This is a genomic window from Streptomyces sp. NBC_01268 (assembly GCF_036240795.1).
GTDB lineage: Bacteria > Actinomycetota > Actinomycetes > Streptomycetales > Streptomycetaceae > Streptomyces.
In genome coordinates, this window is sequence record NZ_CP108454.1 from 5,838,389 (window position 1) to 5,862,717 (window position 24,329).

The window sequence follows — 24,329 nt, forward strand, 5'->3', positions numbered from 1 at the left end:
CGTCAACGAGCCCTGCGCCCCAGGCCAACGACACCCCACGCCCCGGCACGCAGACTGGAACCGCACGGGACGGTCCACGGGGGACGCCGGACCGTCACGTGCTCCTTCCCCCGCCGGCCACCGCCGTCGCGCCGTGGTGGCCGGTGCGGGGCCCGTCGCGGCGTCGCCGCGCCCACCCCGTAGGATCCCGCCCGATCGCCCACCGGGCGGGAGGACGAGGGTGGGGACCATGAACGACTCCAGGACGCGCCGCCGCGCCGCCGCGCTGGTGCTGCCGCTGCTGCTGAGCACACTGGCCGCCTGTCAGTCCGGCGGCCGGGACGGGAAGTCCGCGGCCGCGACGCCCTCGCCCTCGCCCACACCGATCCCCGTCTTCTCGGTGCGGCTCGACGACCAGCTCTCCGCCGCGAGCCGCGCCACCACGGCGACCGGCTCCGCCGCCTTCACCTGGACGCTCCGCTACGGCTCCGCCAAGGGCACCGCGGTGGAACGCGTGACCGGCGTGCAGGACTACGCCAAGGACACCGCGCGGGCCGAGCGGGTGGTCCGGATCCCGCGCCGCTTCCCGGCGGACGCGGCGCGCGAGCTGGGCGGGGAGCCCGCCGGCGCGCGCAAGCCGCAGACCTTCGCCGTCTCGGGCAACGAGGTCTCCTACCGCACCGCGGACGGCGACTGGCTGCGCTACTCCTCCGCCGCCCCCGGCGAGGTCGTCGACCTGATGGACGGCGCCCTCCAGCGGGCCGGCGAGACCGCGCCGTACGGCGGCACCCTCGCCGAGGTCGTGAGTGTCGCCGACGCGAGCAAAGCGCCGGTCAAGGGCGCCGACGGCAGCCGCACCTACCAGGTCGACGTCCCGCTCACCTACGCCTCCGTCGCGCTGCCACGGGCGCTCGACATCAGCCAGGACAGCGCGCGGCAGGCCCCCGGGCCGATCCGGACGACGGTCGTCCTCGACCGCGACGGGCGGCTCCTGCGGGCCACCGCCGACTACGCCCCCGCGCTCAAGCCGCTGCACGACGCACACCTCCTGAAGGGAGTGACCTCGCTGCGCGCCGAGTACACGCTCTCCGGCCACGGGAGGACGCCCGTGCCGCCGCCGCCCGCCGGCGGGAAGTCCCGTGACGCCGCGAAGGTCCTGACGGACGTGCACAAGGTGAAGCCGGGCGCCTGCGCCTCCCTCGACACGGGGCTCGGCACCCTGGCCCTCGTCCGGGTCGTGCCCTGCGGCGCGCGGGCCGACCTCCGCGTCTTCGGCCAGGTCAGGTTCAAGGAGACCGTCCAGGGCGACCCGGACGGCGTCGCCGTCCGGGAGGGCCAGGACCGGTGCAAGGCCGCGTACCGCTCGGCGCCGCGCTCCTGGACCGCCGACGGGCGGCCCGCCGACCGGTTCACGACCTACGGACAGGGCACCACCTCCTCCGCGTACACCGGCCCCGACGTCGACGTCGAGGGCGACTACACCTGCCTCGTCGAGACGCCCTAGCCGCCGACCCGCAGCAGCACCACCGAACGCCCCGCCACGCTGATCGTCCCCCCGCCCCGGTGCACCGTCCCCGGGGCGCGGGACTGGTCCTCCGCCGCGGTGTCCACGATCCGCTCGTACGTGTCCGCCCACGGCGGGCCCGGCAGCCGGAACTCCACCGGGCGGGGGCCCGCGTGCAGGACGGCGAGGAAGCTGTCGTCGGTGACCCGCTCGCCGCGCGCGTCACGGCCCGGTATGTCGCGGCCCGACAGGTAGAGGGCGAGCGTGGCGGCGGGCGCGTACCAGTCGGCCTCGGTCATCTCCGTGCCCTCGGCGGTGAACCAGGCCAGGTCCCGCAGCCCGTCGGCGGCCGGCCGGCCCGAGAAGAAGGCGCGGCGGCGCAGCACCGGGTGACGGTGGCGCAGGTCGAGCAGTCGCCGGGTCAGGGCGAGGAGCTGGGCGCGGCCCGGGTCGTCCGGGAGGCTCCAGTCCAGCCAGCCGATCTCGTTGTCCTGGCAGTAGGCGTTGTTGTTGCCGCCCTGGGTGCGGCCCATCTCGTCACCCGCGACGAGCATCGGCACCCCGGTCGACAGGAGCAGCGTGGTCATCAGGTTGCGCAGCTGGCGCCGGCGCAGGGTGTTGACCTCGGGGTCGTCGGTCTCGCCCTCGGCGCCGCAGTTCCAGGAGCGGTTGTCGTGGGTGCCGTCCCGGTTGCCCTCGCCGTTGGCCTCGTTGTGCTTGCGCTCGTAGCTGACGAGGTCGCGCAGGGTGAAGCCGTCGTGGGCGGTGACGAAGTTGACGGAGGCGTACGGGCGGCGCCCGCCCCAGGCGTAGAGGTCGCTGGAGCCGGAGAGCCGGTAGCCGAGGTCCCGGACGTCGGGCAGGGCGCCGCGCCAGAAGTCCCGTACGGCGTCCCGGTAGCGGTCGTTCCACTCGGTCCACAGCGGCGGGAAGGCGCCCACCTGGTAGCCGCCGTTGCCCACGTCCCAGGGCTCCGCGATCAGCTTGACCCGGCGCAGCACCGGGTCCTGGGCGATGACGGCGAGGAACGGCGAGAGCATGTCGACGTCGTGCATCGAGCGGGCCAGCGCCGCCGCCAGGTCGAAGCGGAAGCCGTCCACGCCCATCTCGGTCACCCAGTAGCGCAGGCTGTCGGTGATGAGCCGCAGCACCTGCGGCTGCACCACGTGCAGGGTGTTGCCGCAGCCCGTGTAGTCCGTGTAGCGCCGGGCGTCGGAGGGGAGCCGGTAGTAGCCCCGGTTGTCGATGCCCTTCAGGGACAGGGTGGGGCCGAGCTCGCCGGCCTCGGCGGTGTGGTTGTAGACGACGTCGAGGATGACCTCGATCCCGGCGGCGTGCAGTGCCCGCACCATCCGCTTGAACTCGCCGACCTGCTGCCCGGCCGTCCCGCTCGCCGAGTAGCCGGCGTGCGGGGCGAAGTAGCCGATCGAGTTGTAGCCCCAGTAGTTGGTGAGGCCGCGGCGCAGCAGGTGGTCCTCGTGCGCGAACTGGTGCACCGGCAGCAGTTCGACCGCGGTCACCCCGAGCCGTACGAGGTGCTCGATCGCGGCCGGGTGCGCGAGGCCCGCGTACGTGCCGCGCAGGTGCTCCGGGATGTCCGGGTGGCGGGCGGTGAAGCCCTTGACGTGCAGCTCGTAGATGACCGAGTCCGGCCAGGGCGTCTTGGGCCTGCGGTCGTCGGACCAGTCGTCGTCGTCCTGGACGACGACCCCCTTGGGGACGTGCGGGGCCGAGTCCCGCTCGTCGCGGACGGTGTCGGCGACGTGCTGCTGCGGCCAGTCCCGCACGTGCCCGTACGCCTCGGGCGGCAGCGAGAAGCCGCCGTCGACGGCCCGCGCGTACGGGTCGAGGAGCAGCTTCGCCGGGTTCCAGCGGGCGCCGGTCCACGGGTCCCAGCGGCCGTGCACCCGGTAGCCGTACCGCTGTCCGGGGCCGACGCCGGGCACGAAGCCGTGCCAGATCTCATGGGTGAGCTCGGTCAGTTCGAGGCGCGTCTCGGTGCCGTCGGCGTCGAACAGGCACAGCTCGACGGCCTCCGCCCCGCCCGACCACAAGGCGAAGTTGGTGCCCGCGACGCCGTCCGGGCCGACCCGGCAGCGGGCGCCCAGCGGAGTCGGCGCCCCCGGCCACACCACCCGCTCCGGCCCCTTCGGGGCGCGGGCATGCTCGTGTACCGCCTCCTGCTCGGCTGCGCTCGACACCGTCCCTGCCTCCCGCGGCTCTCCCCGTACGAGAGGGCGGCGACGTCCCGGCCGCTGCCTTCGCACGTGGTCCTCCCACCTGTTCTGCCCGCACGGCAGTGCTCCCAACATGCCCCGCACGCACGTTTCCCCTGGAGGGTGGCCGTCGTTGGGCCGGTCGTGAGACATGTGATGAAGCGGGCGGGGTACGCGCTCGCCGTGGCGGGACTGTTGGCGGGACTGTTGGCGGGCCTCGCGGGCTGCACCGGAGCCGGTGGCAGTGGCGGTGGTGGCGGCGGTGGCGGCGTGGACCTGGCCCTGCCGGGCAAGGCGCGGGCGCCGGGCGACGTGATCCGGGTCAGCCCCGAGGACGGCAGTCGGGGGGTGCCCGCCGACGGGCCCCTGGTGGTGAAGGTGGACAGCGGGCGCCTGGAGCGGGTGTCGGTGGTCCAGGTGGAGGACGCGCAGCGCACCCAGGTGGCGGGGGAGATCTCCACGGACGGGCTGAGCTGGCGGCCGGGCCCGGACACCCGGCTCGCGCTCGCCGCGAAGTACAGCGTGGACGCGGTCGCGCTCGACGCCCACGGGCGCCGGTCCGCCCGGCACACGACCTTCACCACCGTGGTGCCCGAGCGCCGCTTCATCGGCTACTTCAAGCCGGAGAACCGGTCCACCGTCGGCACCGGCATGATCGTCTCCTTCTCCTTCAACCGGGAGATCGAGAACCGCGCGGAGGTCGAGCGGGCCATCCGGATCACCTCGGACCCGCCGGTCGAGGTCGTCGGCCACTGGTTCGGCAAGGACCGGCTCGACTTCCGCCCCGCCGCGTACTGGCAGCCCGGTACCGAGGTCGCCGTCGACCTCGACCTGCGGGACGTCGAGGGCGCGCCCGGGGTGTACGGCATCCAGCGCAAGAAGGTCGGCTTCACGGTGGGCCGCTCGCAGGTCTCCCTGGTCGACGCCGAGCGGCACACGATGGAGATCCGCCGGGACGGCGAGCCGCTCACCACCCTGCCGATCACGGCCGGGGCGCCGAAGACCACCACGTACAACGGCAAGATGGTGGTCACGGAGCTGTACGAGGTGACGCGGATGGACGGGCGGACGGTCGGCTTCGGCGGCGAGTACGACATCAAGGACGTGCCCCACGCGATCCGGCTCACCGACTCGGGGACCTTCCTGCACGGCAACTACTGGGCCTCGGCGTCGACCTTCGGCTCGGCGAACGTCAGCCACGGCTGCGTCGGGCTGCGGGACGTGAAGGGCGGCGGCGCGGACACCCCGGCCGGCTGGTTCTTCGACCGGACCCTGATCGGCGACGTGGTCGAGGTGGTCAACTCGCGCGACAAGCAGGTCGCCGCGGACAACGGTCTGGGCGGCTGGAACATGGAGTGGAGCCGCTGGCGGACCGGTTCCGCGCTGCGCTGACCCCGACCGCCCCGGAGCGACGGGCACACCCCGCGTGAACTGGGACTGAACGGTGACATTCGCGTAGAACTTTCGTGTCCGGCGGTGTGATTGTCTAACGCCGTGTGCGCGGGAGGATGCGCACGGGGGTGGGGCCCGAGCTGTGCCGGGTCGTGCGAGGGGAGAAGACCATAGTGAACGGGCAGCCGATATCCGGAGGGACCGCCGGACGACGGCGCCGAGGCGCCCGCCTGGGGGCGCTGGCGACGGGGACGCTGCTCCTCGTGCTGACCGCGTGCGGCGGCGGCGGCGCCACCGGCGGCGGCAAGGGGAGCCAGGACCCGGCGGGGACCGGCGGCAAGCAGGAGATCGCGGCTTCCGCCGCGGTCGTGACGATCGCCCCGAAGGACGGCGCCGACTCGGTCGCCACCAGCGGCGCGCTCAAGGTGACGGCCGATCAGGGCAAGCTGACCACCGTCACGGTCGCCGACACCAAGGGCACCGCGGTCGAGGGCAAGCTCTCCGCGGACGGCGCGAGCTGGGAGCCGCTCGGCCACCTGTCCGCCGGCACCCAGTACAAGGTGCACGCGGTCGCCAAGGACACCGAGGGCCGTGAGTCGGCGAAGGACACCACCTTCAGCACCCTCGTCCCGAAGAACACCTTCCTCGGCCACTACACGCCGGAGGACGGTGCGACGGTCGGCGTCGGCATGCCGGTCTCGATCAACTTCACCCGGGGCATCACCGACCCGGAGGCCGTCGAGCGCGCCATCAAGGTGACCGCGGAGCCGGCCGTGGAGATCGAGGGCCACTGGTTCGGCAACGACCGCCTCGACTTCCGTCCCGAGGAGTACTGGGCCGCGGGCACCAAGGTGACCGTCAAGCTGAACCTGGACGGCGTCGAGGGCCGCCCGGGCGTGTACGGCAAGCAGAAGAAGACCGTCACCTTCACCATCGGCCGCCGCCAGGTCTCCACGGTGGACGCCAGCGCCAAGACGATGAAGATCGAGCGCGACGGCCAGATCATCAAGACCCTGCCGATCACCGCCGGCGCACCGTCCACGACCACGTACAACGGTGAGATGGTCATCAGCGAGAAGTACAAGGTGACGCGCATGAACGGCGCCACCGTGGGCTTCGGCGGCGAGTACGACATCAAGGACGTGCCGCACGCGATGCGCCTGTCCACCTCGGGCACCTTCGTGCACGGCAACTACTGGGCCTCGGCCTCGACGTTCGGCTCGGCCAACGTCAGCCACGGCTGCGTGGGTCTGCGGGACTCCCGCGGCGCCGGGGACAGCTCGACGCCGGCCGCCTGGTTCTTCGACCGTTCGATCATCGGTGACGTCGTCATCGTGAAGAACTCGCGCGACAAGCAGATCAAGCCGGACAACGGCCTCAACGGCTGGAACATGTCCTGGTCGGAGTGGAAGGCCTGACCTTCCCCGTCCGACGACGCGGGCCCCGGTGCTGTGACCAACGGCACCGGGGCCCGCGTCGTTAACGGCGGCTAACCTTCGGACCATGACTGTGAACCTCGAAGTCGCCGAAGGCGTCGGCACGATCCGCCTCGACCGCCCCCCGATGAACGCCCTCGACATCGCCACCCAGGACCGGCTGCGCGAGCTGGCCGCGGAGGCGACCGACCGCGACGACGTGCGGGCCGTGATCCTCTACGGCGGCGAGAAGGTGTTCGCGGCCGGTGCGGACATCAAGGAGATGCAGGTCATGGACCACGCGGCCATGGTCAAGCGGTCCCGCGCGCTGCAGGACTCCTTCACCGCGATCGCCCGCATCCCCAAGCCGGTCGTCGCGGCCGTCACGGGCTACGCGCTGGGCGGCGGCTGCGAGCTCGCGCTCTGCGCCGACTACCGGATCGCCGCGGACAACGCCAAGCTGGGCCAGCCCGAGATCCTGCTCGGCCTCATCCCCGGCGCCGGCGGCACCCAGCGGCTCTCCCGTCTGATCGGCCCGTCCCGGGCCAAGGACCTCATCTTCACCGGCCGCATGGTGAAGGCGGACGAGGCGCTCCGGCTGGGCCTGGTCGACCGGGTCGTGCCGGCCGCCGAGGTGTACGAGCAGGCGCACGCCTGGGCCGCCAAGCTGGCGCAGGGCCCGGCGCTCGCGCTGCGGGCGGCGAAGGAGTCGGTCGACCAGGGCCTGGAGGCGGACATCGACACCGGTCTCGCCATCGAACGCACCTGGTTCGCGGGCCTGTTCGCGACGGAGGACCGGGAGCGCGGCATGCGCAGCTTCGTCGAGGAGGGTCCGGGCAAGGCCAAGTTCGTCTGAGGCGCGGTGCCGGAGCGGCCGCGTCCGGCCGCGCTTTCGACTGCCTCTGGCACATGCCGAACGAATCCCCCGGAATTATCGATTCCGGGGGGTCGATTCCCAGGGAACGGCCCCGCGCTCCGCTCCGTGCGGCCATGATGGGGGCATGGCGGGCCTGGATGGTACGGATCAACCGCGGCAGCGCGGCGGTGCGACCGCCGCACGGGCCGCAGAGGACGAACAGGCCGCGGAAGCGCTGCAGTTGTACGGTAATCCGGCCGAGGAGGATGTCCGGCTGCCGTCCCGTCCCGAGTCCGCCGCGGTCGCCCGCCGGCTCACCCAGTGGGTCGTGCTGCGCCAGTGGGCGCTCGGCCCGCAGATCGCCGAGCACGCGGTGCTGCTCGTCTCCGAGCTGGTCGGCAACGCCGTGCGGCACACCGGGGCCCGGGTGTTCGCCCTGCGGATGCTGCGCCGCCGCGGTTGGATCCGGATCGAGGTGCGCGACCCCTCGCGCGGGCTGCCCTGTCTGATGCCGGTGCACGAGCTCGACACGAGCGGCCGGGGCCTCTTCCTCGTCGACAAGCTGTCCGACCGCTGGGGCGTCGACCTCGCCCCGCGGGGCAAGACCACCTGGTTCGAGATGCGGGTCTCCGACCGCTGACCCCGCCCCCCGGGCCCTGCCCGTGACGCACGAAAGCCCCCGTCCGCCATGGTGAGGCGCGTGGGGGCTTTCGTGTGATGCGCCGTGGATCGGGGGGGTGTATCCACGGCCGCTACGTCGACCTGGCCCGGGTCAATGGGGGTCGTGTCTCCGACTATGGCAGACAGGTGGCCTCTCCGCCAAAAGTCCCTACCGGGATAGATCAGGACATACATGGACAGTTTACCGATGAATCGTTGGTGACATGGAGCACCGTCCTTATAAACGATGAATAAGTATGGCGTTCATCGGGTGTTTCCTCGCCTTGTCCGCATAATGGACGGCGTATCCAGCGCGACAAACGTCCTGAATTGGCCCAATCGCCGTGATTCCGGCATAGCGGGCCTTAAATGGTGCCGTGACGCCCACCGACCGCCGCGGTGCCCTCAGGGCCGGCGCGGCCACCGCCCTCGCGGGAGCCCTCGCCACCGCCTGCGGAACGGAGCCACGCCCCGCACCGCCCAAGGGACCCGCCCCCGCACCCGCAGCCCCGTCCCCCCGCCGCTACCCCGGCCGCCCGGACGAGATCGCCAACGGACCCCGGGACCGGCCCCGGGTCGCCCTCACCTTCCACGGACAGGGCGACCCCGCCCTCGCCCGCGCCGTCCTCGGCCACGCCGAACGGGCCGGCGCCCGCGTCACCGTCCTCGCCGTCGGCGACTGGCTCGACCGGCACCCCGAGATGGCCCGCCGCGTCCTCGACGGCGGCCACGACCTCGGCAACCACACCCAGCGCCACCTCGACGTCACCACCATGACCGAGGCCCGCGCCTTCGACGAGATCCAGTCCTGCGCCACCCGGCTGCGCCGCCTCACCGGCTCCATCGGCACCTGGTTCCGGCCCTCCCGCACCCAGCACGCCGGGCAGACCGTCCGCCGGGCCGCCCGGCGCGCCGGATACCCGCACGTCCTCTCGTACGACGTCGACTCCCTCGACTACACCTCGCCGGGCCCCGCCGCCGTCGTCGCCAACGTCACCGGCGGGATCCGCAACGGATCGGTGGTCAGCCTCCACTTCGGCTACGCCGACACGGTCGCCGCGCTGCCCCTCCTCCTCGCCGACCTCGACCGCCGCGGCCTGCGCGCGGTGACCACCACGGAGCTGCTGACCTGATGCCGACCCACGCCCCCCGCCCGACCCCGCGCACCAAGGGCCTGCTCGCCGCCGCCCTGCTCCTCGCCCTGGCCGGCTGCGGCAGTCCCCACCCCGCCGAGCACGGCGGCGGCGTCAAGAAGGCCGCCGTGCTCCCCGCCGTACCGAAACCGGCCGCCGCCCCCGCCGGGCTGCCCGGCATGCCACCGTTGCTCAAGCCCGACGACGTCTACGCCGCCGACCGGCCGAACCAGCTCTCCCCGGTCGTCAAGGGCTTCCCCTCCCGGGTGTACGTCCCCAACACCAGCTCCAACACGGTCTCGGTCATCGACCCCGCCACGTACAAGGTCGTCGAGACCATCCCGGTCGGCAACCAGCCGCAGCACGTCGTCCCGTCCTGGGACATGAAGACCCTCTGGGTCAACAACAACCGCGGCCACACGCTCACGCCCATCGACCCGGCCACCGGCGTCGCCGGCAAGCCCGTCGAGGTGCACGACCCGTACAACCTCTACTTCACCCCGAACGGCAAGTACGCCGTCGTCATGGCCTCGCTCGACCGCGAACTCGTCTTCCGCGACCCGCACACCATGGAACGCCGCAAGACCGTCCCCGTCTCCTGTTACGGCGTCAACCACGCCGACTTCTCCGCCGACGGGCGCTACTTCGTCGTCTCCTGCGAGTTCTCCGGCGAACTCCTCAAGGTCGACACCGAGAAGATGCAGGTCGTCGGCCAGCAGAAGCTGCCCTTCCAGGGCGCCATGCCGCAGGACGTGAAGATCTCCCCGGACGGCAGGACCTTCTACATCGCCGACATGATGGCCCACGGCATGTGGGTCCTCGACGGCGAGAAGTTCACCACCCCGACGCTGCTGCCCACCGGCAAGGGCTGCCACGGCCTCTACGTCTCCCGCGACTCCAAGGAGATGTACGTCTCCAACCGCGGCGAAGGCTCCGTCTCCGTCTTCGACTTCACGCAGAACCGCCTCACCAAGAAGTGGTGGCTCCCCCACGGTGGATCACCCGACATGGGAGGGGTCTCCGCCGACGGCAAGGTGCTCTGGCTCTCCGGACGTTACGACTCCGAGGTGTACGCGATCGACACGAGCACCGGGAAGCAGCTCGCCCGCATCCCCGTCGGCGGCGGCCCGCACGGCCTGGCCGTCTACCCGCAGCCCGGCCGCTACTCCCTCGGCCACACCGGCGTCTTCCGCTGACGCCACGCGCCCGGCGGGCCCTCGCACGACCCGCCGGGCCCTCGCACGACCCGCCGGGCTCCCGCGCCCTAGCCCGCGACGAGCAGCACCTCCGCGCCCACCGGACGGTAGCCCGCCGCCTGGAAGGTGCGGACGCTGCGCGCGTTGCCCGGGGTGTTCTGCGCCCACACCACGGCGTCCGGGGTCAGCTGCCGGGCCGCCGTCGCGAGCGCCCGGCCCAGCCCCCGGTGGCGCACGTCCTCGTCCACCTCGACCGCGACCTCCATGCGGCCCGCCACGCCCCGGCCCAGGATCAGCACGCCGCCGTCCGCCGCCCACACCCGGACCTCGTCGCGGTACTTCAGCGCCCGCGCCACCCGCGGATGCTCCTGGTCCTCGATCTCCCGCAGCTCGATCTCCGGCTCGCCCGGCAGCGCGTCCGCGACCGTCATCATGTCGACCGTGGTCACGTACCGGCCCGTGCGCGCCGTCAGCGCCGAGAGGAACCCCGGGGTCATGCTCGCCACCAGCGGGTCCGTCGACGCGGCCGCCAGCTCCGCCCGGATCCACTCGGGGTCCTCGTCCAGGAAGACCACGGAGTGGGCCGTGAACGACAGCACCCCCGCATCTCTCGGGTTCGGCTGCGGAACGATCGTCGTCGACCCGTCCGCGGGCGGGAACTCCCCGTGCGCCGCCGCTGCCAGTATGCGTGCCACTTCGCTGTTCATACCCCCATCATCGGGCACCGCGGCGCCCGATAATCTGACCCCCTACATCAGGCACCTCGAAGGGGCGGAAGCATGGCGGACATCGATTCGGCGCGCACGGCATTCAACAAGTTCGACGTGGACGGTGACGGCTTCATCACCGCCGCCGAGTACAAGAGCGTCATGGCGCAGCTGGGTGACTTCAACGTCACCGAGTCCGTCGCCGAGGCGCTGATCAACCGCCAGGACACCAACGGCGACCACAAGCTGTCCTGGGACGAGTTCTGGAACAACCTCAACAAGGCCTGAGCCTCGCGGGGGAGGACGGGCGGCACCGTACGGCCGAGCGCGCGTACGCCGAGCGGCCGCCCGTCCGACCCCCACCCCCGCTTTCGTGACGCTCCGTGCACGACGAGCGGATTTGCGTGGCGGGGAGGAAGATGGGGAGTGATCCACCCACCCCCCCTCATCCTCATGTTCACTGCCGTGCGACTGGCGCGTCGATCTCTGATGGCGGTGCTTCTGAGCGCAGCGATCAGTGTGGGCCCGCTCGCCTTCACACCCCTCGCCGCGGCCGCCCCGGAGCGGCTGCTCAAGGTCGAGGCACTCGCCCTGAACCCGGGGTCGGGCCCGCCCGGCACCAGCGTGACGGTGACCGGCACGGGCTTCGAGCACTGCGACGCCGCCCACCTCGGCCTGGAGGGCGGACCCGCCACCACGGCGTACGTGCAGCAGGCCACCCACACCCTCCACGGCGTCGTGCAGATCCCGCAGGGCACCGCCGTCGGCGGCCACGAGATCGTGGCCGACTGCTCCCCGGACGCCGACTACGCCACCAGCACCTTCACGGTCACCGGCGCCACGCCCCCGACCACGCCCCCGACCACGCCTCCGTCGCCGAACGAGGCCATCCCGGCCGTCACGCTCGACCGCTCCGAGGGCCCGCCCGGGGCGACCTTCAACGTCAGCGGCTCGGGCTTCGGCAAGTGCTACGCCGAGGACGTCGAGCTGTACGTGGACCAGGCGAAGGCACTGGACTACCGCATCGACGTCGGCGCGGAGACGGGGACCTTCACCCAGGAGCTGAAGGTCCCCGCCGACGCCAAGCCGGGCACCTACCAGATCCGGGCCGTGTGCGTCGGCTACCCGGGCACATCGGCGAGCGCGCCGTTCAAGGTGACGGGCACGGGCACGGAGGCGCACCCGTCGCTCACCCTCGACCCGGCCCAGGGCGAGAAAGGGACGCCCGTGCGGGCCGTGGGCACCGGCTTCACCTGCCCCGACGTCGAGATCGGCTGGGACGACGGCGGGGCGGCGCTGGGCACCGCGTCCGTAGCGGAGGGCGGCGGCTTCAGCACCGGGATCAAGGCCCCGGACGATGCCAAGCCCGGAGCCCACACCGTACGGGCCGTCTGCACAGCCGATCCGAAGCAGTACGCGGACGCCTCCTTCACCGTGAAGGACACCGCGCCGGGGACCACCGGTGACCAGAACGGTGGGAACCAGAACGGCGGTGACCAGAACGGCGGTGACCAGAACGGCGGTGACCAGAACGGTGGGAACCAGAACGGCGGTGACCAGAACGGTGGGAACCAGAACGGCGGTGACCAGAACGGCGGGAACCAGAACGGCGGCGACCAGAACGGCGGGAACCAGAACGGCGGCGACCAGAACGGCGGCGACCAGAACGGCGGGAACCAGAACGGCGGCGACCAGAACGGTGGGAACCAGAACGGTGGCACCACCGACGGTAGCGGCACCACCGGCTCCACCACGGGCGGCGACACCGGCGGCTCCACCACTCCCGTCGGGTGGATCGCCGGGCCCGCCTCCCTCGGCGGCGCGCTCGCGCTCGCCGTGGCCGCCGGCGCCTACTTCGGGCGGCTGCACCGCGGCCCCCGCTGGGTCCGCGGGCACGTGAAGGCCACGCTCCGCCCGGTCACCGGCAGTGCCGAGCTGGCCGAGACGCGGGCGCCCGGCGAGCCGCCCACCCACTCGACGCGGCTGGACCCGCACCCGGACCCCGGCCGGCAGAACCTCGACGAGGAGGAGGAACGATGAGTACCACCGCGCCCATGGCGGCCCCCACCGCGGCCCCCGCGACCGTCCGATCGTTCCTGCTCGGGCCCGAGGACGCCCTCGACGGCCCGCTGCGCGCCCACGGCACGGCGGGCCCGCTGCTCGCACCGGTGCGGGGCAGGACGCCCGCCGCCGACCGGGCCGTCGAGCACGAGCTGGCCGGCGTCGTGGACGACTTCCTCGGCCTCGACGTGCTCGACCTCGTGGCCGGCGGCTGGCGCGGCCACGCGGCGCTGCGGGCCGCCGCCCGGCGCACCCGGGAGCTGCCGGGCAGCGAGGAGGTCGTGGCGCTGGCGACCCACCGGGTCACCTCGACGCACCGGCCGTACGTCGACGTCTACGTGGACGGTGCGAAGCTGGGCACCCTCCAGGTCGAGCTCAACCTGGTCTTCTGGGTGTCCGGGTTCGTCTGCGTGGTCCGGGACGCGTGCCTGACCGGGGTGAACGCGGGGACCTGCTCGGTCGACGCGAGCCTCGCCGTGCAGGGGGCCGTCCTGGTCGAGCGCAAGGGCGGCCCGCTGGACCTGCCGGGCGCCTTCGCGCTGCGCGGCCCGGTGCCGCTGCTCGCGGAGGAGCCGGACCCGTACCGGGCCCGGACCGTCCCCCGGGTCAGCGGCCGGTGATCAGCACTCGATGATGTTGACGGCGAGGCCGCCGCGCGCCGTCTCCTTGTACTTCACGCTCATGTCCGCGCCGGTCTCCTTCATGGTCTTGATGACCTTGTCGAGGGAGACCATGTGGCTGCCGTCGCCGCGCATCGACATCTTCGCCGCGGTGACGGCCTTGACCGCCGCCATGCCGTTGCGCTCGATGCACGGGATCTGGACCAGGCCGCCGACCGGGTCGCAGGTGAGGCCGAGGTTGTGCTCCATGCCGATCTCGGCCGCGTTCTCCACCTGCTCGGGGGAGCCGCCGAGCACCTCGGCGAGGGCGCCGGCCGCCATCGAGCAGGCCGAGCCGACCTCGCCCTGGCAGCCGACCTCGGCGCCGGAGATGGAGGCGTTCTCCTTGAACAGCATGCCGATCGCACCGGCGGCGAGGAGGAAGCGGACCACGCCGTCCTCCTTCTCCTCCGGGGTGCAGGAGCCGGTGCCGAAGTTCATGTAGTAGTGCAGGACGGCGGGGATGATGCCGGCCGCGCCGTTGGTCGGGGCGGTGACCACCCGGCCGCCCGCGGCGTTCTCCTCGTTCACGGCCATCGCGTAGAGGGTGATCCACTCCATCGCGTGCGCGGCCGGGTCGCCCTCGGAGCGCAGCTTGCGGGCCGACGTGGCGGCGCGGCGGCGGACCTTCAGGCCGCCGGGCAGGATGCCCTCGCGGGACATGCCGCGCGAGACGCAGGCCTGCATGACCCGCCAGATCTCCAGGAGGCCCGCGCGGATCTCGTCCTCGGTGCGCCAGGCCTTCTCGTTCTCCAGCATCAGCGAGGAGATCGACAGACCGGTCTCCTTGGTGAGGCGGAGCAGCTCGTCACCGGTGCGGAAGGGGTACTTCAGGACGGTGTCCTCGGGGACGATCGGGTTCTCGCCGGCGACCGCGTCCTCGTCGACGACGAAGCCGCCGCCGACCGAGTAGTACGTCTTCTCCAGGACGAGGGCGCCCTCGGCGTCGTACGCGAAGACCGTCATGCCGTTGGCGTGGTACGGCAGCGCCTTGCGGCGGTGCAGGATCAGGTCGTCGTCGAAGGAGAAGGGGATCTCGTGCATGCCGAGCAGGTTGATCCGGCCGCTCGACTTGATCCGCTCGAACTCCTCGTCGGCGTGCTCGACGTCGACGGTGCGCGGGGAGTTGCCCTCCAGGCCGAGGAGGACGGCCTTCGGGGTGCCGTGGCCGTGGCCGGTGGCGCCCAGCGAGCCGTACAGCTCCGCTCGTATCGCCGCCGTGTGGGCGAGCAGCCCCTCGTTCTTCAGCCGGCGGGCGAACATCCGGGCCGCACGCATGGGGCCCACCGTGTGGGAGCTCGACGGGCCGATGCCGATCGAGAACAGGTCGAAGACCGAGATGGCCACGGGGGAACTCCTTGTGGGGGCTGGACGCCGTTGTCTGCCGGGGTGACGCAGAAACGAAGAGCGGTGGAGAAAGGGGCCGGGGCACCGCGCTCACTGTCCAGTGTGCGCGGTGCCCCGGAGGTTTCGTACGAACGGGCGCAAACGAACCCGGTAACAAAAGGGTACGAAACTACTTCAGGCCGGGGTACAGCGGGTGCTTGTCGGCGAGCGCCGTCACCCGGGCCTTGAGCGCCTCGGCGTCGAAGCCGGGCTTCAGCGTCTCGGCGATGATGTCGGCGACCTCGGCGAAGTCCTCGGCCTGGAAGCCGCGGGTCGCGAGGGCCGGCGTGCCGATGCGCAGGCCGGAGGTGACCATCGGCGGGCGCGGGTCGTTCGGAACGGCGTTCCGGTTGACCGTGATGCCGACCTCGTGGAGACGGTCCTCGGCCTGCTGGCCGTCGAGCTCCGAGTCGCGCAGGTCGACGAGGAGCAGGTGCACGTCGGTGCCGCCGGACAGGACGGAGACACCGTGGGCGGTGACGTCGTCCTGGACCAGGCGCTCGGCGATGATGCGGGCGCCGTCCAGGGTGCGCTGCTGGCGCTCCTTGAACTCCTCCGAGGCCGCGACCTTGAAGGAGACGGCCTTGGCCGCGATCACGTGCTCCAGGGGGCCGCCCTGGAAGCCGGGGAAGACCGAGGAGTTCAGCTTCTTGGCGAACTCCTTCTTCGCCAGGATGATGCCGCCGCGCGGGCCGCCGAGCGTCTTGTGCGTGGTCGAGGTGACCACGTCCGCGTACTCGACCGGGTTCGGGTGCAGACCCGCGGCGACCAGACCCGCGAAGTGGGCCATGTCGACCCACAGGTAGGCCTCGACCTCGTCGGCGATCCGGCGGAACTCGGCGAAGTCCAGCTGGCGCGGGTAGGCGGACCAGCCCGCGATGATCACCTTGGGGCGGTGCTCCTTGGCGAGGCGCTCGACCTCGGCCATGTCGACCAGACCGGCCTCGTCGACGTGGTACGCGACCACGTTGAACTGCTTGCCGGAGAAGTTCAGGCGCATGCCGTGGGTCAGGTGACCGCCGTGCGCCAGGTCCAGGCCGAGGATCGTGTCGCCCGGCTGGGCGATCGCGAAGAGGGCGGCCTGGTTGGCGGAGGCACCGGAGTGGGGCTGCACGTTGGCGTACTCGGCGCCGAACAGGTCCTTGATCCGGTCGATGGCGATCTGCTCGGCCACGTCGACGTGCTCGCAGCCGCCGTAGTAGCGGCGGCCGGGGTAGCCCTCGGCGTACTTGTTGGTGAGGACCGAGCCCTGGGCCTCCATGACCGCGACCGGAGCGAAGTTCTCCGAGGCGATCATCTCGAGGGTGGACTGCTGGCGGCGGAGCTCGGCGTCGACGGCGGCGGCGACGTCGGGGTCCAGCTCGTGGAGAGGGGTGTTCAGAAGCGACATGAATCGATCCCTTGGGGGTCTCGGTTTAGCCGGCGGTGAAGGCGGTGTACTCGTCGGCGCTGAGCAGGTCGTCCGGCTCGCCCGCGAGGCGCACCTTGAACAGCCAGCCGCCCTCGAACGGAGCGGAGTTCACGAGCGCCGGGTCGTCGACGACGTCCTGGTTGGCCTCGACGACCTCGCCGGTCACCGGGGCGTACAGGTCGCTGACGGACTTGGTGGACTCCAGCTCGCCGCAGGTCTCGCCCGCGGTCACCGTGTCGCCGACCTCGGGGAGCTGCACGTAGACGATGTCACCGAGCGCGTTGGCGGCGTGCTCCGTGATGCCGATCGTGGCGACGCCGTCCTCGACGGCCGACAGCCACTCGTGCTCCTTGCTGTAGCGCAGCTGCTGGGGGTTGCTCATGACCTGATTCTCCTGGATCGAGGGAGTACTGATGAACGTGGGTCTTGCGTGATGAGACACGAAGTGAGACATCCGAGTGAGGGAAACGTCACTCCTCGGACCCGAATGCGTCACTCGGGTCCCTTCATGTCACTTCTGGCGCTTGTAGAACGGCAGCGCCACGGTCTCGTACGGCTCGTGCGCGCCGCGGATGTCGACGCCGACGCCCTCGGTGCCGGGCGCGGCGAACTCCGCGTCCACGTACGCCATGGCGATCGGCTTGCCCAGGGTCGGCGACGGGGCGCCGGAGGTGACCTCACCGATGACCTGCCCGTTCGCGACGACGGCGAAGCCGGCGCGCGGGACCCGGCGGCCCTCGGCGATCAGGCCGACCAGCTTGCGCGGCGGGGCGGACTCGGCGCGCTCGGCGGCCTTCTCCAGCGCCTCGCGGCCGACGAAACGGCCCTCGTTGGTGGTCTTCTCGAACTTGACGACCCGGCCGAGGCCCGCGTCGAAGGGGGTCAGCGCGGTGGTCAGCTCGTGGCCGTAGAGCGGCATGCCCGCCTCCAGGCGGAGCGTGTCCCGGCAGGACAGGCCGCAGGGGATCAGGCCGACGCCCGCTCCCGCCTCGGTCAGCGCCTTCCACACGCCCTCGGCGTGCTCGGGCTTCAGGAACAGCTCGAAGCCGTCCTCGCCGGTGTAGCCGGTGCGGGCGATCAGCGCGGGGACGCCGGCGACGGTTCCGGGCAGGCCGGCGTAGTACTTCAGGCCGTCCAGGTCGGCGTCGGTGAGGGACTTCAGGATGCCGGGGGACTCCGGGCCCTGGACGGCGAGCAGCGCGTAGGCCTCGCGGTCGTCGCGGACCTCGGCGTCGAAGCCCTCGGCGCGGGCCACGAGCGCGTCCAGGACGATCTGGGCGTTGGAGGCGTTGGCGACGACCATGTACTCGGTCTCGCCCAGGCGGTAGACGATCAGGTCGTCGAGGATGCCGCCGTCCTCCTGGCAGATCATCGTGTAGCGGGCGCGGCCGTTGCCCACCGTGGAGATGTTGCCGACCAGGGCGTAGTCCAGAAGGTCGACGGCCTGCGGGCCCGTGACGGTGATCTCGCCCATGTGGGAGAGGTCGAAGAGGCCGGCCTGGTGACGGACGGCGTTGTGCTCGTCGCGCTCGCTGCCGTAGCGCAGCGGCATGTCCCAGCCGGCGAAGTCGGTCATGGTCGCGCCGAGCGAACGATGCAGCGCATCGAGGGCGGTCAGGCGGGGGGCAGTGCTCATCGGGTGGCTCCCGGGTCCCAGGGCGTGCGGGGCACGACATGCATGACGGAGGACGGTCCTCCCCATCTGTCATGGAACCTGAGAGGTTCACCGAGGGCATCCTCGGCTTGCACCTTGGGTGGGGTCGCGACAGGCGCGGCCCGCTTTTCAGATCTGCCTCATCCACGCGGTACGGGGCCTGAGAGATTCAAGGGAGGAACTTGCTCCTTCGGCGCCCGGGCGCACCCTGTGACTGCGGTGCGTGACCGGAACTCTCCCGCGCGGATTCGAGCGGCCGGTATGTGGTTGTGGACGCTCGTGCGAGCGCCTGCGCGCACATCATTGCACGGCGGTTCGGCCCGGCAAATCGCTTGCGTCTCATTACCCTTTCTTTACACTTCGTGGGCAAGGGTCTCCGCAGGGCCTACCAGGGGGAGCGACGCGATGCAGATGCCGCCGAGGATGCCGATGCGGCCGGTCCAGCGCGCCGGCGCCTACGCCACCGGTGCGGGCATACCCGTGCAGCACGCCGGAGCCCGCGCCCGCGCCCGGACCCGCCGGGGCCGACTGCTGCGCGACCTGCGCGACCGCGGCGGCCGGGGCCCCCGCGCCCTGGCCTTCGCCATGGGCGACGTCGTGGTCGTCTCCGGACTCCCCGGCAGCGGCAAGTCGACGCTCATGGGGCGCACGGCCGAGGGCCGCGCCATCGACTCCCAGCACACCCGCGAGCGCTGGGAGGCCCGGCTGCCCCGCTACCTGCCGTACGCCGTCTACCGCCCGCTCGCCCGCCTCGCGCACTACGCGGGGCTCCGCCGCGTCCTGCGCTCCGGCGCGAGCGTCGTCGTCCACGACTGCGGCACCCAGTCCTGGGTGCGCGGCTGGCTCGCCCGCGAGGCCAGGCGCCGCGGCACCGCCCTGCACCTGATCCTGCTCGACGTCGAGCCCGCGACCGCCCGCGAAGGGCAGCTGGCCCGCGGCCGCGGCGTCTCGGGCTACGCCTTCGCCCGCCACCGCCGCGCCGTCGGCCGGCTCGTGCGCACCGCCGAGGCCGGCCGGCTGCCACCGGGCTGCGCCTCGGTCACCCTGCTCGACCGGGACGCGGCCGACGCCCTGCGGAAGATCGGCTTCCGCGACGTGGCGTGAAGCACTCCACGGTCTTTCCGCACCTTTTTCGGTCACGGCGGCGCCGACGCGCCGTTAAGGTGCTGAACCGCACCATGTGCCGAGAGGGAGAAGACGAGACCGTGGACGTGACGTGGCCGGGCAATGAGCTCGAAGAGGTACTGGCCGCCTCGCTCGGCAACCCCTCGGCCGGCGGCCGCCTGGTCGAGGTGCTCGGGCGCAGCCCCGTATGGGTCCCGCTGCCCAACGGCGGAAGCCCCGACAGCAGCGACCTCGACCTGCCCACCCTGGAGATAGACGGCTACGCCTTCGTTCCCGTCTTCAGCTCCGAGCAGCAGTTCCTCGCCTGCGTCGGCGACCACATGTCCTTCACCGTCGCCCCCGCCCGCGACTTCGCCCGCGGCCTGCCCCCGCAGCTCGGCATCGCCGTGAACCCCGGCGGCACCGTCGGCGTCCCGCTGCCGCCGCCCGCCGTCGCCGAACTGTGCCGGGCCGGCCGCACCCCCCTCGACGGGCCCGCCAGCGGCGGCCGCGTCCGCCTCTTCGAGCCCGACTGGCAGGACGACCCCGTCGACTTCCTCGCCGCCGCGTCCGCCGAGTTCGAGGCCACCGGCACCGTCGCCACCGCCCGCCGCGTCCTCGCCAGCGTCGAGGGCACCGAACCCGCCCTCTTCATCGGCGTCCAGCTGCTCACCCCCGACGCCGACCGCAACGGGCCGCTCGACGCCCTCGGCCGCGCCCTCGGCCGGGTCGAGGCGGCCTGGCCGGTCAACCTCATCCTGCTCGACGTGGCACAGGACCCGGTCGGCGACTGGATGCTGGCGAAGGTGCGCCCCTTCTACCAGCGCGCCGCCGTGTGAGCGCCCCCCTGTTTAAGCTGAACTGATTCAAGCCGATCCACACCGCGATACGGACGACGAGGGGCGGGACCCAAAGGTGAGCGCGTCAGGCACCGCTGCGACCGGAATGGTCGAGCACACGCTGCGCCAGGTGACACCCGGGCGCCCCGACGCCTACGAGCAGCTGCTGCACGCCCTCGCCACCGCCGACGTCTGGATGCTGCTCTGGCAGGGCTCGCCCGGCTCGCCCGACGCCCAGTACGGGAACATGGAGGTCGACGGCTTCGGGTACGCGCCCTGCGTCACCTCCGCCCAGGAGCTCGCCGCCTCCGGCTGGAACCGCGCCCACGAGCTCGCCTCCGGCCTGGAGATCGCCCGCGCCCTCTATCCCGACCGCTGGGGCATCTGGCTGAATCCGCACGCCCCCGGCGGCGGCGTCGGCATCCCCTGGGCCGATCTGCGCCGCATCGCCACCGGCCTGGACCGGATGCCCGCCGGACCCCTGCGCCTGACCGAACCCGCCGTGGAGATCCCGCAGTTCTACGCCCTGCTCACGCAGAACGCCCACCGCACCCCGGCCGTGCGCTCGCTTCGCCGCGCCTGGGTGCAGCCCGCGCTGGGCTCCCCGTACCTCGCGATCGGTCTGGACCTGTACGACTCCTCGCCGGCCTCCGTCGAGGCGGTGCGCACGATGATGCGCCAGACCGTCGCGTCCGTCCCCGAGGGGCTGCCCGTCTCCACCGTCGCGATGTCCGACGCGTACGACCCGGTCGCGATGTGGCTGCACGCCCACGCCCGGCCCTTCTACGACCGCGACGCGCACGCCGCTCCCGCGGCCCCGCCCGCCCCCGGCTACGGCTACCCGCCGGCCGCGCCCCGCCCGTACTGACCCGTCCCGGACGGGTACGTCCGTTCCGTCGCTTCCGTCGCCCCAATTCACTCCTGCCCGACAGGAGTTGAGCGGGATGTCCGGTCTGGCCGAATAGCGGCCGAGTTGGTCCGCTCACGCGATCACGACGTCCGGATAACGGAAGACAACGCACCGCATCACGTTTACGCAAACATTCCTCTTGGGGTCTGGCGGGTGATCGCGGACACATTGAAGACTCCCCGGAACACCAGGCGTTCGGCTCCCCCCGAGCCGGTGCCCAGCAGTTGTTCCACCGAGCCGCTACCCGCGGCGGGCAAGGGCCGGCGACCCGGCGGCCGAGAGGGGTCCTCACCACGATGACGGCACCACTGCACGAGACGAATGCGGCTGAGCAGGCCGCGGCCGTCGACGCCGTGCCCGACGCGCCGGCCAAGGCGATCGAGGGACGTTCCCCCTGGAAGATCGCCTGGACCCGGCTGAAGCGCGACAAACTCGCCCTCGCGGGCGCCTTCGTGGTCGTCTTCCTGATCCTGGTCGCGATCTTCGCGCCGGTCATCGTCGGCCTCCTCGGCCACCCGCCGGACGAGTTCCACGAGGACCAGATCGACCCGCTCTTCGGCACCCCGATCGGCTCCTGGGGCGGCGTGAGCTCCGACTTCCTCTTCGGCGTCGAGCCGGTCAACGGCCGCGACGTCTTCAGCCGCATCGTCTACGGCGCCCGGATCTCGCTGCTCGTGGCCTTCGCCGCCGCGCTCTTCGCGGTCCTGCTCGGCACCGTCCTCGGTGTCGTCGCCGGCTACTTCGGCGGCTGGATCGATGCGGCCCTCAGCCGGGTCATGGACGTCATGCTCGCCTTCCCGCAGCTGCTGTTCACGATCGCCCTGGTCTCCGTGCTGCCGAACCAGCTCCTCGGACTCGACGGATCGGGCGTCCGCATCGTCGCCCTGGTCGTCGTGATCGGCTTCTTCGGCTGGCCCTACGTGGGCCGCATCGTCCGCGGCCAGACGCTCAGCCTGCGCAACCGCGAGTACGTCGAGGCCGCCCAGAGCCTGGGCGCCGGCCGGCTGTACATCCTGCGCCGGGAGCTGCTGCCCAACCTGATCGCACCGATCATGGTCTATACCACTCTCATGATCCCCACCAACATCCTCACCGAAGCGGCGCTCAGCTTCCTCGGTGCGGGTGTGAAGCCTCCCACCGCTTCCTGGGGGCAGATGCTGTCGACGGCCATCACCACCTACGAGGCCGACCCGCTCTTCATGGTGATCCCCGGCCTCGCGATCTTCATCACCGTGCTGGCGTTCAACCTCTTCGGCGACGGCGTGCGCGACGCGCTCGACCCGAAGAGCTCCCGCTGACCGTACGCCGTTCACCGCAAGACCAGCCCCTGCCGCTGTCGACAGGAGGCACATCCCCCAACGGCGGACCACCGTGACAACGGCCGCCACTACTTCGGAGGTTGCTCGACCATGACTCTGAACAGCTCCCAGAGGCGCAGAATCGCCGCAGGCGCGCTGCTCGCCGCGGCCACGATGGTCGCGACCACCGCGTGTGGCGGCGGCAAGGGCGGCGACAGCGGCGGCAAGGGCGGCAAGGCGGGTGCGCCCGGCTTCAACGCCGCGGTCAACCAGGTCGCCAGCCCCTCCGACAAGAAGGGCGGCGAGCTGAAGTTCATCGGCTCGCAGGAGGCCGACTCGTGGGACCCGCAGCGCGGCTACTACGGCTTCGTGTGGGACTTCCAGCGCTACTACACGCGCCAGCTGGTCTCGTTCAAGTCCGAGCCGGGCGCCGCCTCCACCGAGCTGGTCCCGGACCTCGCCACCGACGCGGGCAAGGTCTCGGCCGACGGCCTCACCTACACGTTCACGCTGAAGGACGGCGTGAAGTGGGAGGACGGCAAGCCGATCACCTCCAAGGACGTCAAGTACGGCATCGAGCGCATCTGGGCCCAGGACGTCATCTCCGGCGGCCCGATCTACCTCCAGCAGGTCCTCGACCCCAAGAAGACCTACGCGGGCCCGTACAAGGACACCGCCGCGGACAAGCTGGGCCTCAAGGCGATCGAGACCCCGGACGACAAGACCATCGTCTTCAAGCTGCCGGTCGCCAACGGTGACTTCCTGCAGATGCTGGCGATGCCCGCCGCCTCCCCGGTCCGCCAGGACAAGGACACCAAGGCCAAGTACGGCCTGAACGTCTTCTCCTCCGGCCCGTACAAGTGGCAGTCGTACGCGCCGAACAAGTCCATGAAGCTCGTGCGCAACGAGAACTGGGACGCCAAGTCGGACACCATCCGCAAGGCCCTCCCGGACACCATCAGCGTCACGTTCACCACGAACGCCGACGACATGGACAACCGCCTGATCGAGGGCGAGTACGACCTCGACATCAACGCGACCGGTGTCGGCGCCGCCGCCCGCCAGAAGGTTCTCCAGCAGAACAAGGCGAACGCGGACAACCCGCAGACCGGCTTCATCCGTTACGCGGTCTTCCCGCAGACGGTCATCACCAACGTCGAGTGCCGCAAGGCCATCATCTACGCGGCCGACTCGAAGTCCCTCCAGACCGCCCGTGGCGGCCCGCAGGCCGGTGGCGACATCGCCTCCAACATGCTGCCGCCGGCGATCAAGGGTGCCGACCCGAAGTACGACCCGTACGGCAAGCTGGGCGGTGCCCCGGACGTCGCCAAGGCGAAGGACGCGCTGAAGAAGTGCGGTAAGCCGAACGGCTTCAAGACCACGATCGCGGTCCGCAACAACAAGAAGATCGAGATCGCGACCGCCGAGTCCCTCCAGCAGTCGCTGAAGGCCGTCGGCATCGACGCCCAGATCGACCAGTTCGACGGCGCCCAGACCTCCGGCATCATCGGTTCGCCGAAGGTGGTCAAGGAGAAGGGCTACGGCATCATCATCATGGGCTGGGGCGCCGACTTCCCGACCGGCCAGGGCTTCCTGCAGCCGCTCGTCGACGGCCGCTTCATCCTGCAGTCCGGCAACAACAACTTCTCCGAGCTGAACGACCCGGCCGTCAACGGCCTGTTCGACCAGGCGCTGAAGGAGACCGACCCGACCAAGGCCGGCGAGATCTACAAGCAGATCAACACCAAGGTCTCCGAGGCCGCGGTCTACCTGCCCTTCACCCACGAGAAGAACATCATCTGGCGCGGTTCGCGCCTGACCAACGTCTACACGGCCGACGCCTACAACGGCCGCTACGACTACGCGTCGCTCGGCGTCGTCAAGTAAGTCGCCTCCAGCCGAGTCTGAAAACCAACTCGCTCCAACGGCGCACCCGCCGCTAGGTCCGA

General features: G+C 71.6%; 21 protein-coding genes and 1 riboswitch. Of the genes, 15 read left to right on the forward strand and 6 right to left on the reverse strand.

Annotated elements, in window-relative coordinates; translation table 11 throughout:
* Nucleotides 1-229: 229 nt before the first annotated feature.
* The gene (locus OG309_RS26460) at nucleotides 230-1,483 is read left to right on the forward strand and encodes a hypothetical protein (protein ID WP_329424393.1); all 1,254 of its coding nucleotides are present in this window, start codon (nucleotides 230-232) and stop codon (nucleotides 1,481-1,483) included.
* On the opposite strand, the gene glgX is transcribed toward OG309_RS26460, so the two are convergent.
* The gene (gene glgX, locus OG309_RS26465; protein WP_329424395.1) at nucleotides 1,480-3,684 is read right to left on the reverse strand and encodes a glycogen debranching protein GlgX; all 2,205 of its coding nucleotides are present in this window, start codon (nucleotides 3,682-3,684) and stop codon (nucleotides 1,480-1,482) included. The genes OG309_RS26460 and glgX overlap by 4 nt on opposite strands.
* A gap of 159 nt (nucleotides 3,685-3,843) precedes the next feature.
* Here glgX and OG309_RS26470 point away from each other — a divergent pair, with 159 nt between their 5' ends.
* The 6 genes from OG309_RS26470 (at nucleotide 3,844) to OG309_RS26495 (ending at nucleotide 10,351) form a co-directional block, all read left to right on the forward strand.
* Entirely contained in the window at nucleotides 3,844-5,091 is a 1,248-nt protein-coding gene (locus OG309_RS26470; protein WP_329424396.1) for a L,D-transpeptidase, read from the forward strand.
* 173 nt (nucleotides 5,092-5,264) lie between these two features.
* The gene (locus OG309_RS26475) at nucleotides 5,265-6,509 is read left to right on the forward strand and encodes a L,D-transpeptidase (protein WP_329424399.1); all 1,245 of its coding nucleotides are present in this window, start codon (nucleotides 5,265-5,267) and stop codon (nucleotides 6,507-6,509) included.
* An 85-nt stretch (nucleotides 6,510-6,594) separates the two neighbouring features.
* Nucleotides 6,595-7,362 (forward strand): enoyl-CoA hydratase/isomerase family protein, encoded by a 768-nt coding sequence (locus tag OG309_RS26480; protein WP_329424401.1) that lies wholly within the window; start codon nucleotides 6,595-6,597, stop codon nucleotides 7,360-7,362.
* 40 nt (nucleotides 7,363-7,402) lie between these two features.
* A complete protein-coding gene (locus OG309_RS26485) occupies nucleotides 7,403-8,002 on the forward strand; it encodes an ATP-binding protein (protein ID WP_402546165.1) in 600 nt (199 codons plus the stop codon).
* Nucleotides 8,003-8,399: 397 nt separating this feature from the next.
* The gene (locus OG309_RS26490) at nucleotides 8,400-9,155 is read left to right on the forward strand and encodes a polysaccharide deacetylase family protein (protein ID WP_329424404.1); all 756 of its coding nucleotides are present in this window, start codon (nucleotides 8,400-8,402) and stop codon (nucleotides 9,153-9,155) included.
* Entirely contained in the window at nucleotides 9,155-10,351 is a 1,197-nt protein-coding gene (locus OG309_RS26495) for a YncE family protein (RefSeq protein ID WP_329424406.1), read from the forward strand. Before OG309_RS26490 ends, OG309_RS26495 begins: the two co-directional genes overlap by 1 nt.
* Before the next feature lie 68 nt (nucleotides 10,352-10,419).
* Here OG309_RS26495 and OG309_RS26500 read toward each other — a convergent pair whose 3' ends face one another.
* Nucleotides 10,420-11,058: a GNAT family N-acetyltransferase gene (locus OG309_RS26500; RefSeq protein ID WP_329424408.1), complete on the reverse strand. Its 639-nt coding sequence runs from the start codon at nucleotides 11,056-11,058 to the stop codon at nucleotides 10,420-10,422.
* Nucleotides 11,059-11,130: 72 nt separating this feature from the next.
* Here OG309_RS26500 and OG309_RS26505 point away from each other — a divergent pair, with 72 nt between their 5' ends.
* The 3 genes from OG309_RS26505 (at nucleotide 11,131) to OG309_RS26515 (ending at nucleotide 13,739) form a co-directional block, all read left to right on the forward strand.
* Entirely contained in the window at nucleotides 11,131-11,346 is a 216-nt protein-coding gene (locus OG309_RS26505; protein ID WP_329424410.1) for an EF-hand domain-containing protein, read from the forward strand.
* 207 nt (nucleotides 11,347-11,553) lie between these two features.
* On the forward strand, nucleotides 11,554-13,098 hold the full coding sequence (locus OG309_RS26510) for a hypothetical protein (protein WP_329424412.1): 1,545 nt from the start codon (nucleotides 11,554-11,556) through the stop codon (nucleotides 13,096-13,098).
* Nucleotides 13,095-13,739 (forward strand): hypothetical protein, encoded by a 645-nt coding sequence (locus tag OG309_RS26515; protein WP_329424414.1) that lies wholly within the window; start codon nucleotides 13,095-13,097, stop codon nucleotides 13,737-13,739. The genes OG309_RS26510 and OG309_RS26515 overlap by 4 nt, the downstream gene beginning before the upstream one ends.
* On the opposite strand, the gene OG309_RS26520 is transcribed toward OG309_RS26515, so the two are convergent.
* The 4 genes from OG309_RS26520 to gcvT all read right to left on the reverse strand — a co-directional run bounded on the left by OG309_RS26520 (nucleotide 13,740) and on the right by gcvT (nucleotide 18,211).
* Nucleotides 13,740-15,125: an L-serine ammonia-lyase gene (locus tag OG309_RS26520; RefSeq protein WP_329424416.1), complete on the reverse strand. Its 1,386-nt coding sequence runs from the start codon at nucleotides 15,123-15,125 to the stop codon at nucleotides 13,740-13,742.
* Nucleotides 15,126-15,294: 169 nt separating this feature from the next.
* Nucleotides 15,295-16,554 (reverse strand): serine hydroxymethyltransferase, encoded by a 1,260-nt coding sequence (gene glyA, locus OG309_RS26525; RefSeq protein WP_329424417.1) that lies wholly within the window; start codon nucleotides 16,552-16,554, stop codon nucleotides 15,295-15,297.
* Between the two features lie 25 nt (nucleotides 16,555-16,579).
* Complete coding sequence (gene gcvH / locus OG309_RS26530; RefSeq protein WP_329424419.1) at nucleotides 16,580-16,957, reverse strand: glycine cleavage system protein GcvH; 378 nt, start codon at nucleotides 16,955-16,957, stop codon at nucleotides 16,580-16,582.
* A 129-nt stretch (nucleotides 16,958-17,086) separates the two neighbouring features.
* Nucleotides 17,087-18,211 (reverse strand): glycine cleavage system aminomethyltransferase GcvT, encoded by a 1,125-nt coding sequence (gene gcvT, locus OG309_RS26535; protein ID WP_329424421.1) that lies wholly within the window; start codon nucleotides 18,209-18,211, stop codon nucleotides 17,087-17,089.
* A gap of 157 nt (nucleotides 18,212-18,368) precedes the next feature.
* Nucleotides 18,369-18,480: riboswitch (glycine riboswitch) on the reverse strand.
* A gap of 154 nt (nucleotides 18,481-18,634) precedes the next feature.
* Here gcvT and OG309_RS26540 point away from each other — a divergent pair.
* The 5 genes from OG309_RS26540 to OG309_RS26560 all read left to right on the forward strand — a co-directional run bounded on the left by OG309_RS26540 (nucleotide 18,635) and on the right by OG309_RS26560 (nucleotide 24,267).
* Entirely contained in the window at nucleotides 18,635-19,333 is a 699-nt protein-coding gene (locus OG309_RS26540; protein WP_443067592.1) for an AAA family ATPase, read from the forward strand.
* A gap of 74 nt (nucleotides 19,334-19,407) precedes the next feature.
* Complete coding sequence (locus tag OG309_RS26545; protein WP_329424423.1) at nucleotides 19,408-20,172, forward strand: enhanced serine sensitivity protein SseB; 765 nt, start codon at nucleotides 19,408-19,410, stop codon at nucleotides 20,170-20,172.
* A 76-nt stretch (nucleotides 20,173-20,248) separates the two neighbouring features.
* Nucleotides 20,249-21,040, forward strand: a complete 792-nt coding sequence (locus tag OG309_RS26550; RefSeq protein WP_329424424.1) for an enhanced serine sensitivity protein SseB C-terminal domain-containing protein — start codon at nucleotides 20,249-20,251, stop codon at nucleotides 21,038-21,040.
* Nucleotides 21,041-21,378: 338 nt separating this feature from the next.
* Nucleotides 21,379-22,380, forward strand: a complete 1,002-nt coding sequence (locus OG309_RS26555) for an ABC transporter permease (protein ID WP_329424426.1) — start codon at nucleotides 21,379-21,381, stop codon at nucleotides 22,378-22,380.
* Nucleotides 22,381-22,491: 111 nt separating this feature from the next.
* On the forward strand, nucleotides 22,492-24,267 hold the full coding sequence (locus tag OG309_RS26560; RefSeq protein WP_329424428.1) for an ABC transporter substrate-binding protein: 1,776 nt from the start codon (nucleotides 22,492-22,494) through the stop codon (nucleotides 24,265-24,267).
* The last annotated feature ends 62 nt before the right edge of the window (nucleotides 24,268-24,329 follow it).

Coding starts and splice junctions, on each gene's coding strand:
- OG309_RS26460 (WP_329424393.1), top strand. CDS start 230: ATGAACGACTCCAGGACGCGCCGCCGCGCCGCCGCGCTGGTGCTGCCG.
- OG309_RS26480 (WP_329424401.1), top strand. CDS start 6,595: ATGACTGTGAACCTCGAAGTCGCCGAAGGCGTCGGCACGATCCGCCTC.
- OG309_RS26495 (WP_329424406.1), top strand. CDS start 9,155: ATGCCGACCCACGCCCCCCGCCCGACCCCGCGCACCAAGGGCCTGCTC.
- OG309_RS26500 (WP_329424408.1), bottom strand. CDS start 11,058: ATGAACAGCGAAGTGGCACGCATACTGGCAGCGGCGGCGCACGGGGAG.
- OG309_RS26505 (WP_329424410.1), top strand. CDS start 11,131: ATGGCGGACATCGATTCGGCGCGCACGGCATTCAACAAGTTCGACGTG.
- OG309_RS26515 (WP_329424414.1), top strand. CDS start 13,095: ATGAGTACCACCGCGCCCATGGCGGCCCCCACCGCGGCCCCCGCGACC.
- glyA (WP_329424417.1), bottom strand. CDS start 16,554: ATGTCGCTTCTGAACACCCCTCTCCACGAGCTGGACCCCGACGTCGCC.
- gcvH (WP_329424419.1), bottom strand. CDS start 16,957: ATGAGCAACCCCCAGCAGCTGCGCTACAGCAAGGAGCACGAGTGGCTG.
- gcvT (WP_329424421.1), bottom strand. CDS start 18,211: ATGAGCACTGCCCCCCGCCTGACCGCCCTCGATGCGCTGCATCGTTCG.
- OG309_RS26540 (WP_443067592.1), top strand. CDS start 18,635: ATGCAGATGCCGCCGAGGATGCCGATGCGGCCGGTCCAGCGCGCCGGC.
- OG309_RS26545 (WP_329424423.1), top strand. CDS start 19,408: ATGTGCCGAGAGGGAGAAGACGAGACCGTGGACGTGACGTGGCCGGGC.
- OG309_RS26555 (WP_329424426.1), top strand. CDS start 21,379: ATGACGGCACCACTGCACGAGACGAATGCGGCTGAGCAGGCCGCGGCC.
- OG309_RS26560 (WP_329424428.1), top strand. CDS start 22,492: ATGACTCTGAACAGCTCCCAGAGGCGCAGAATCGCCGCAGGCGCGCTG.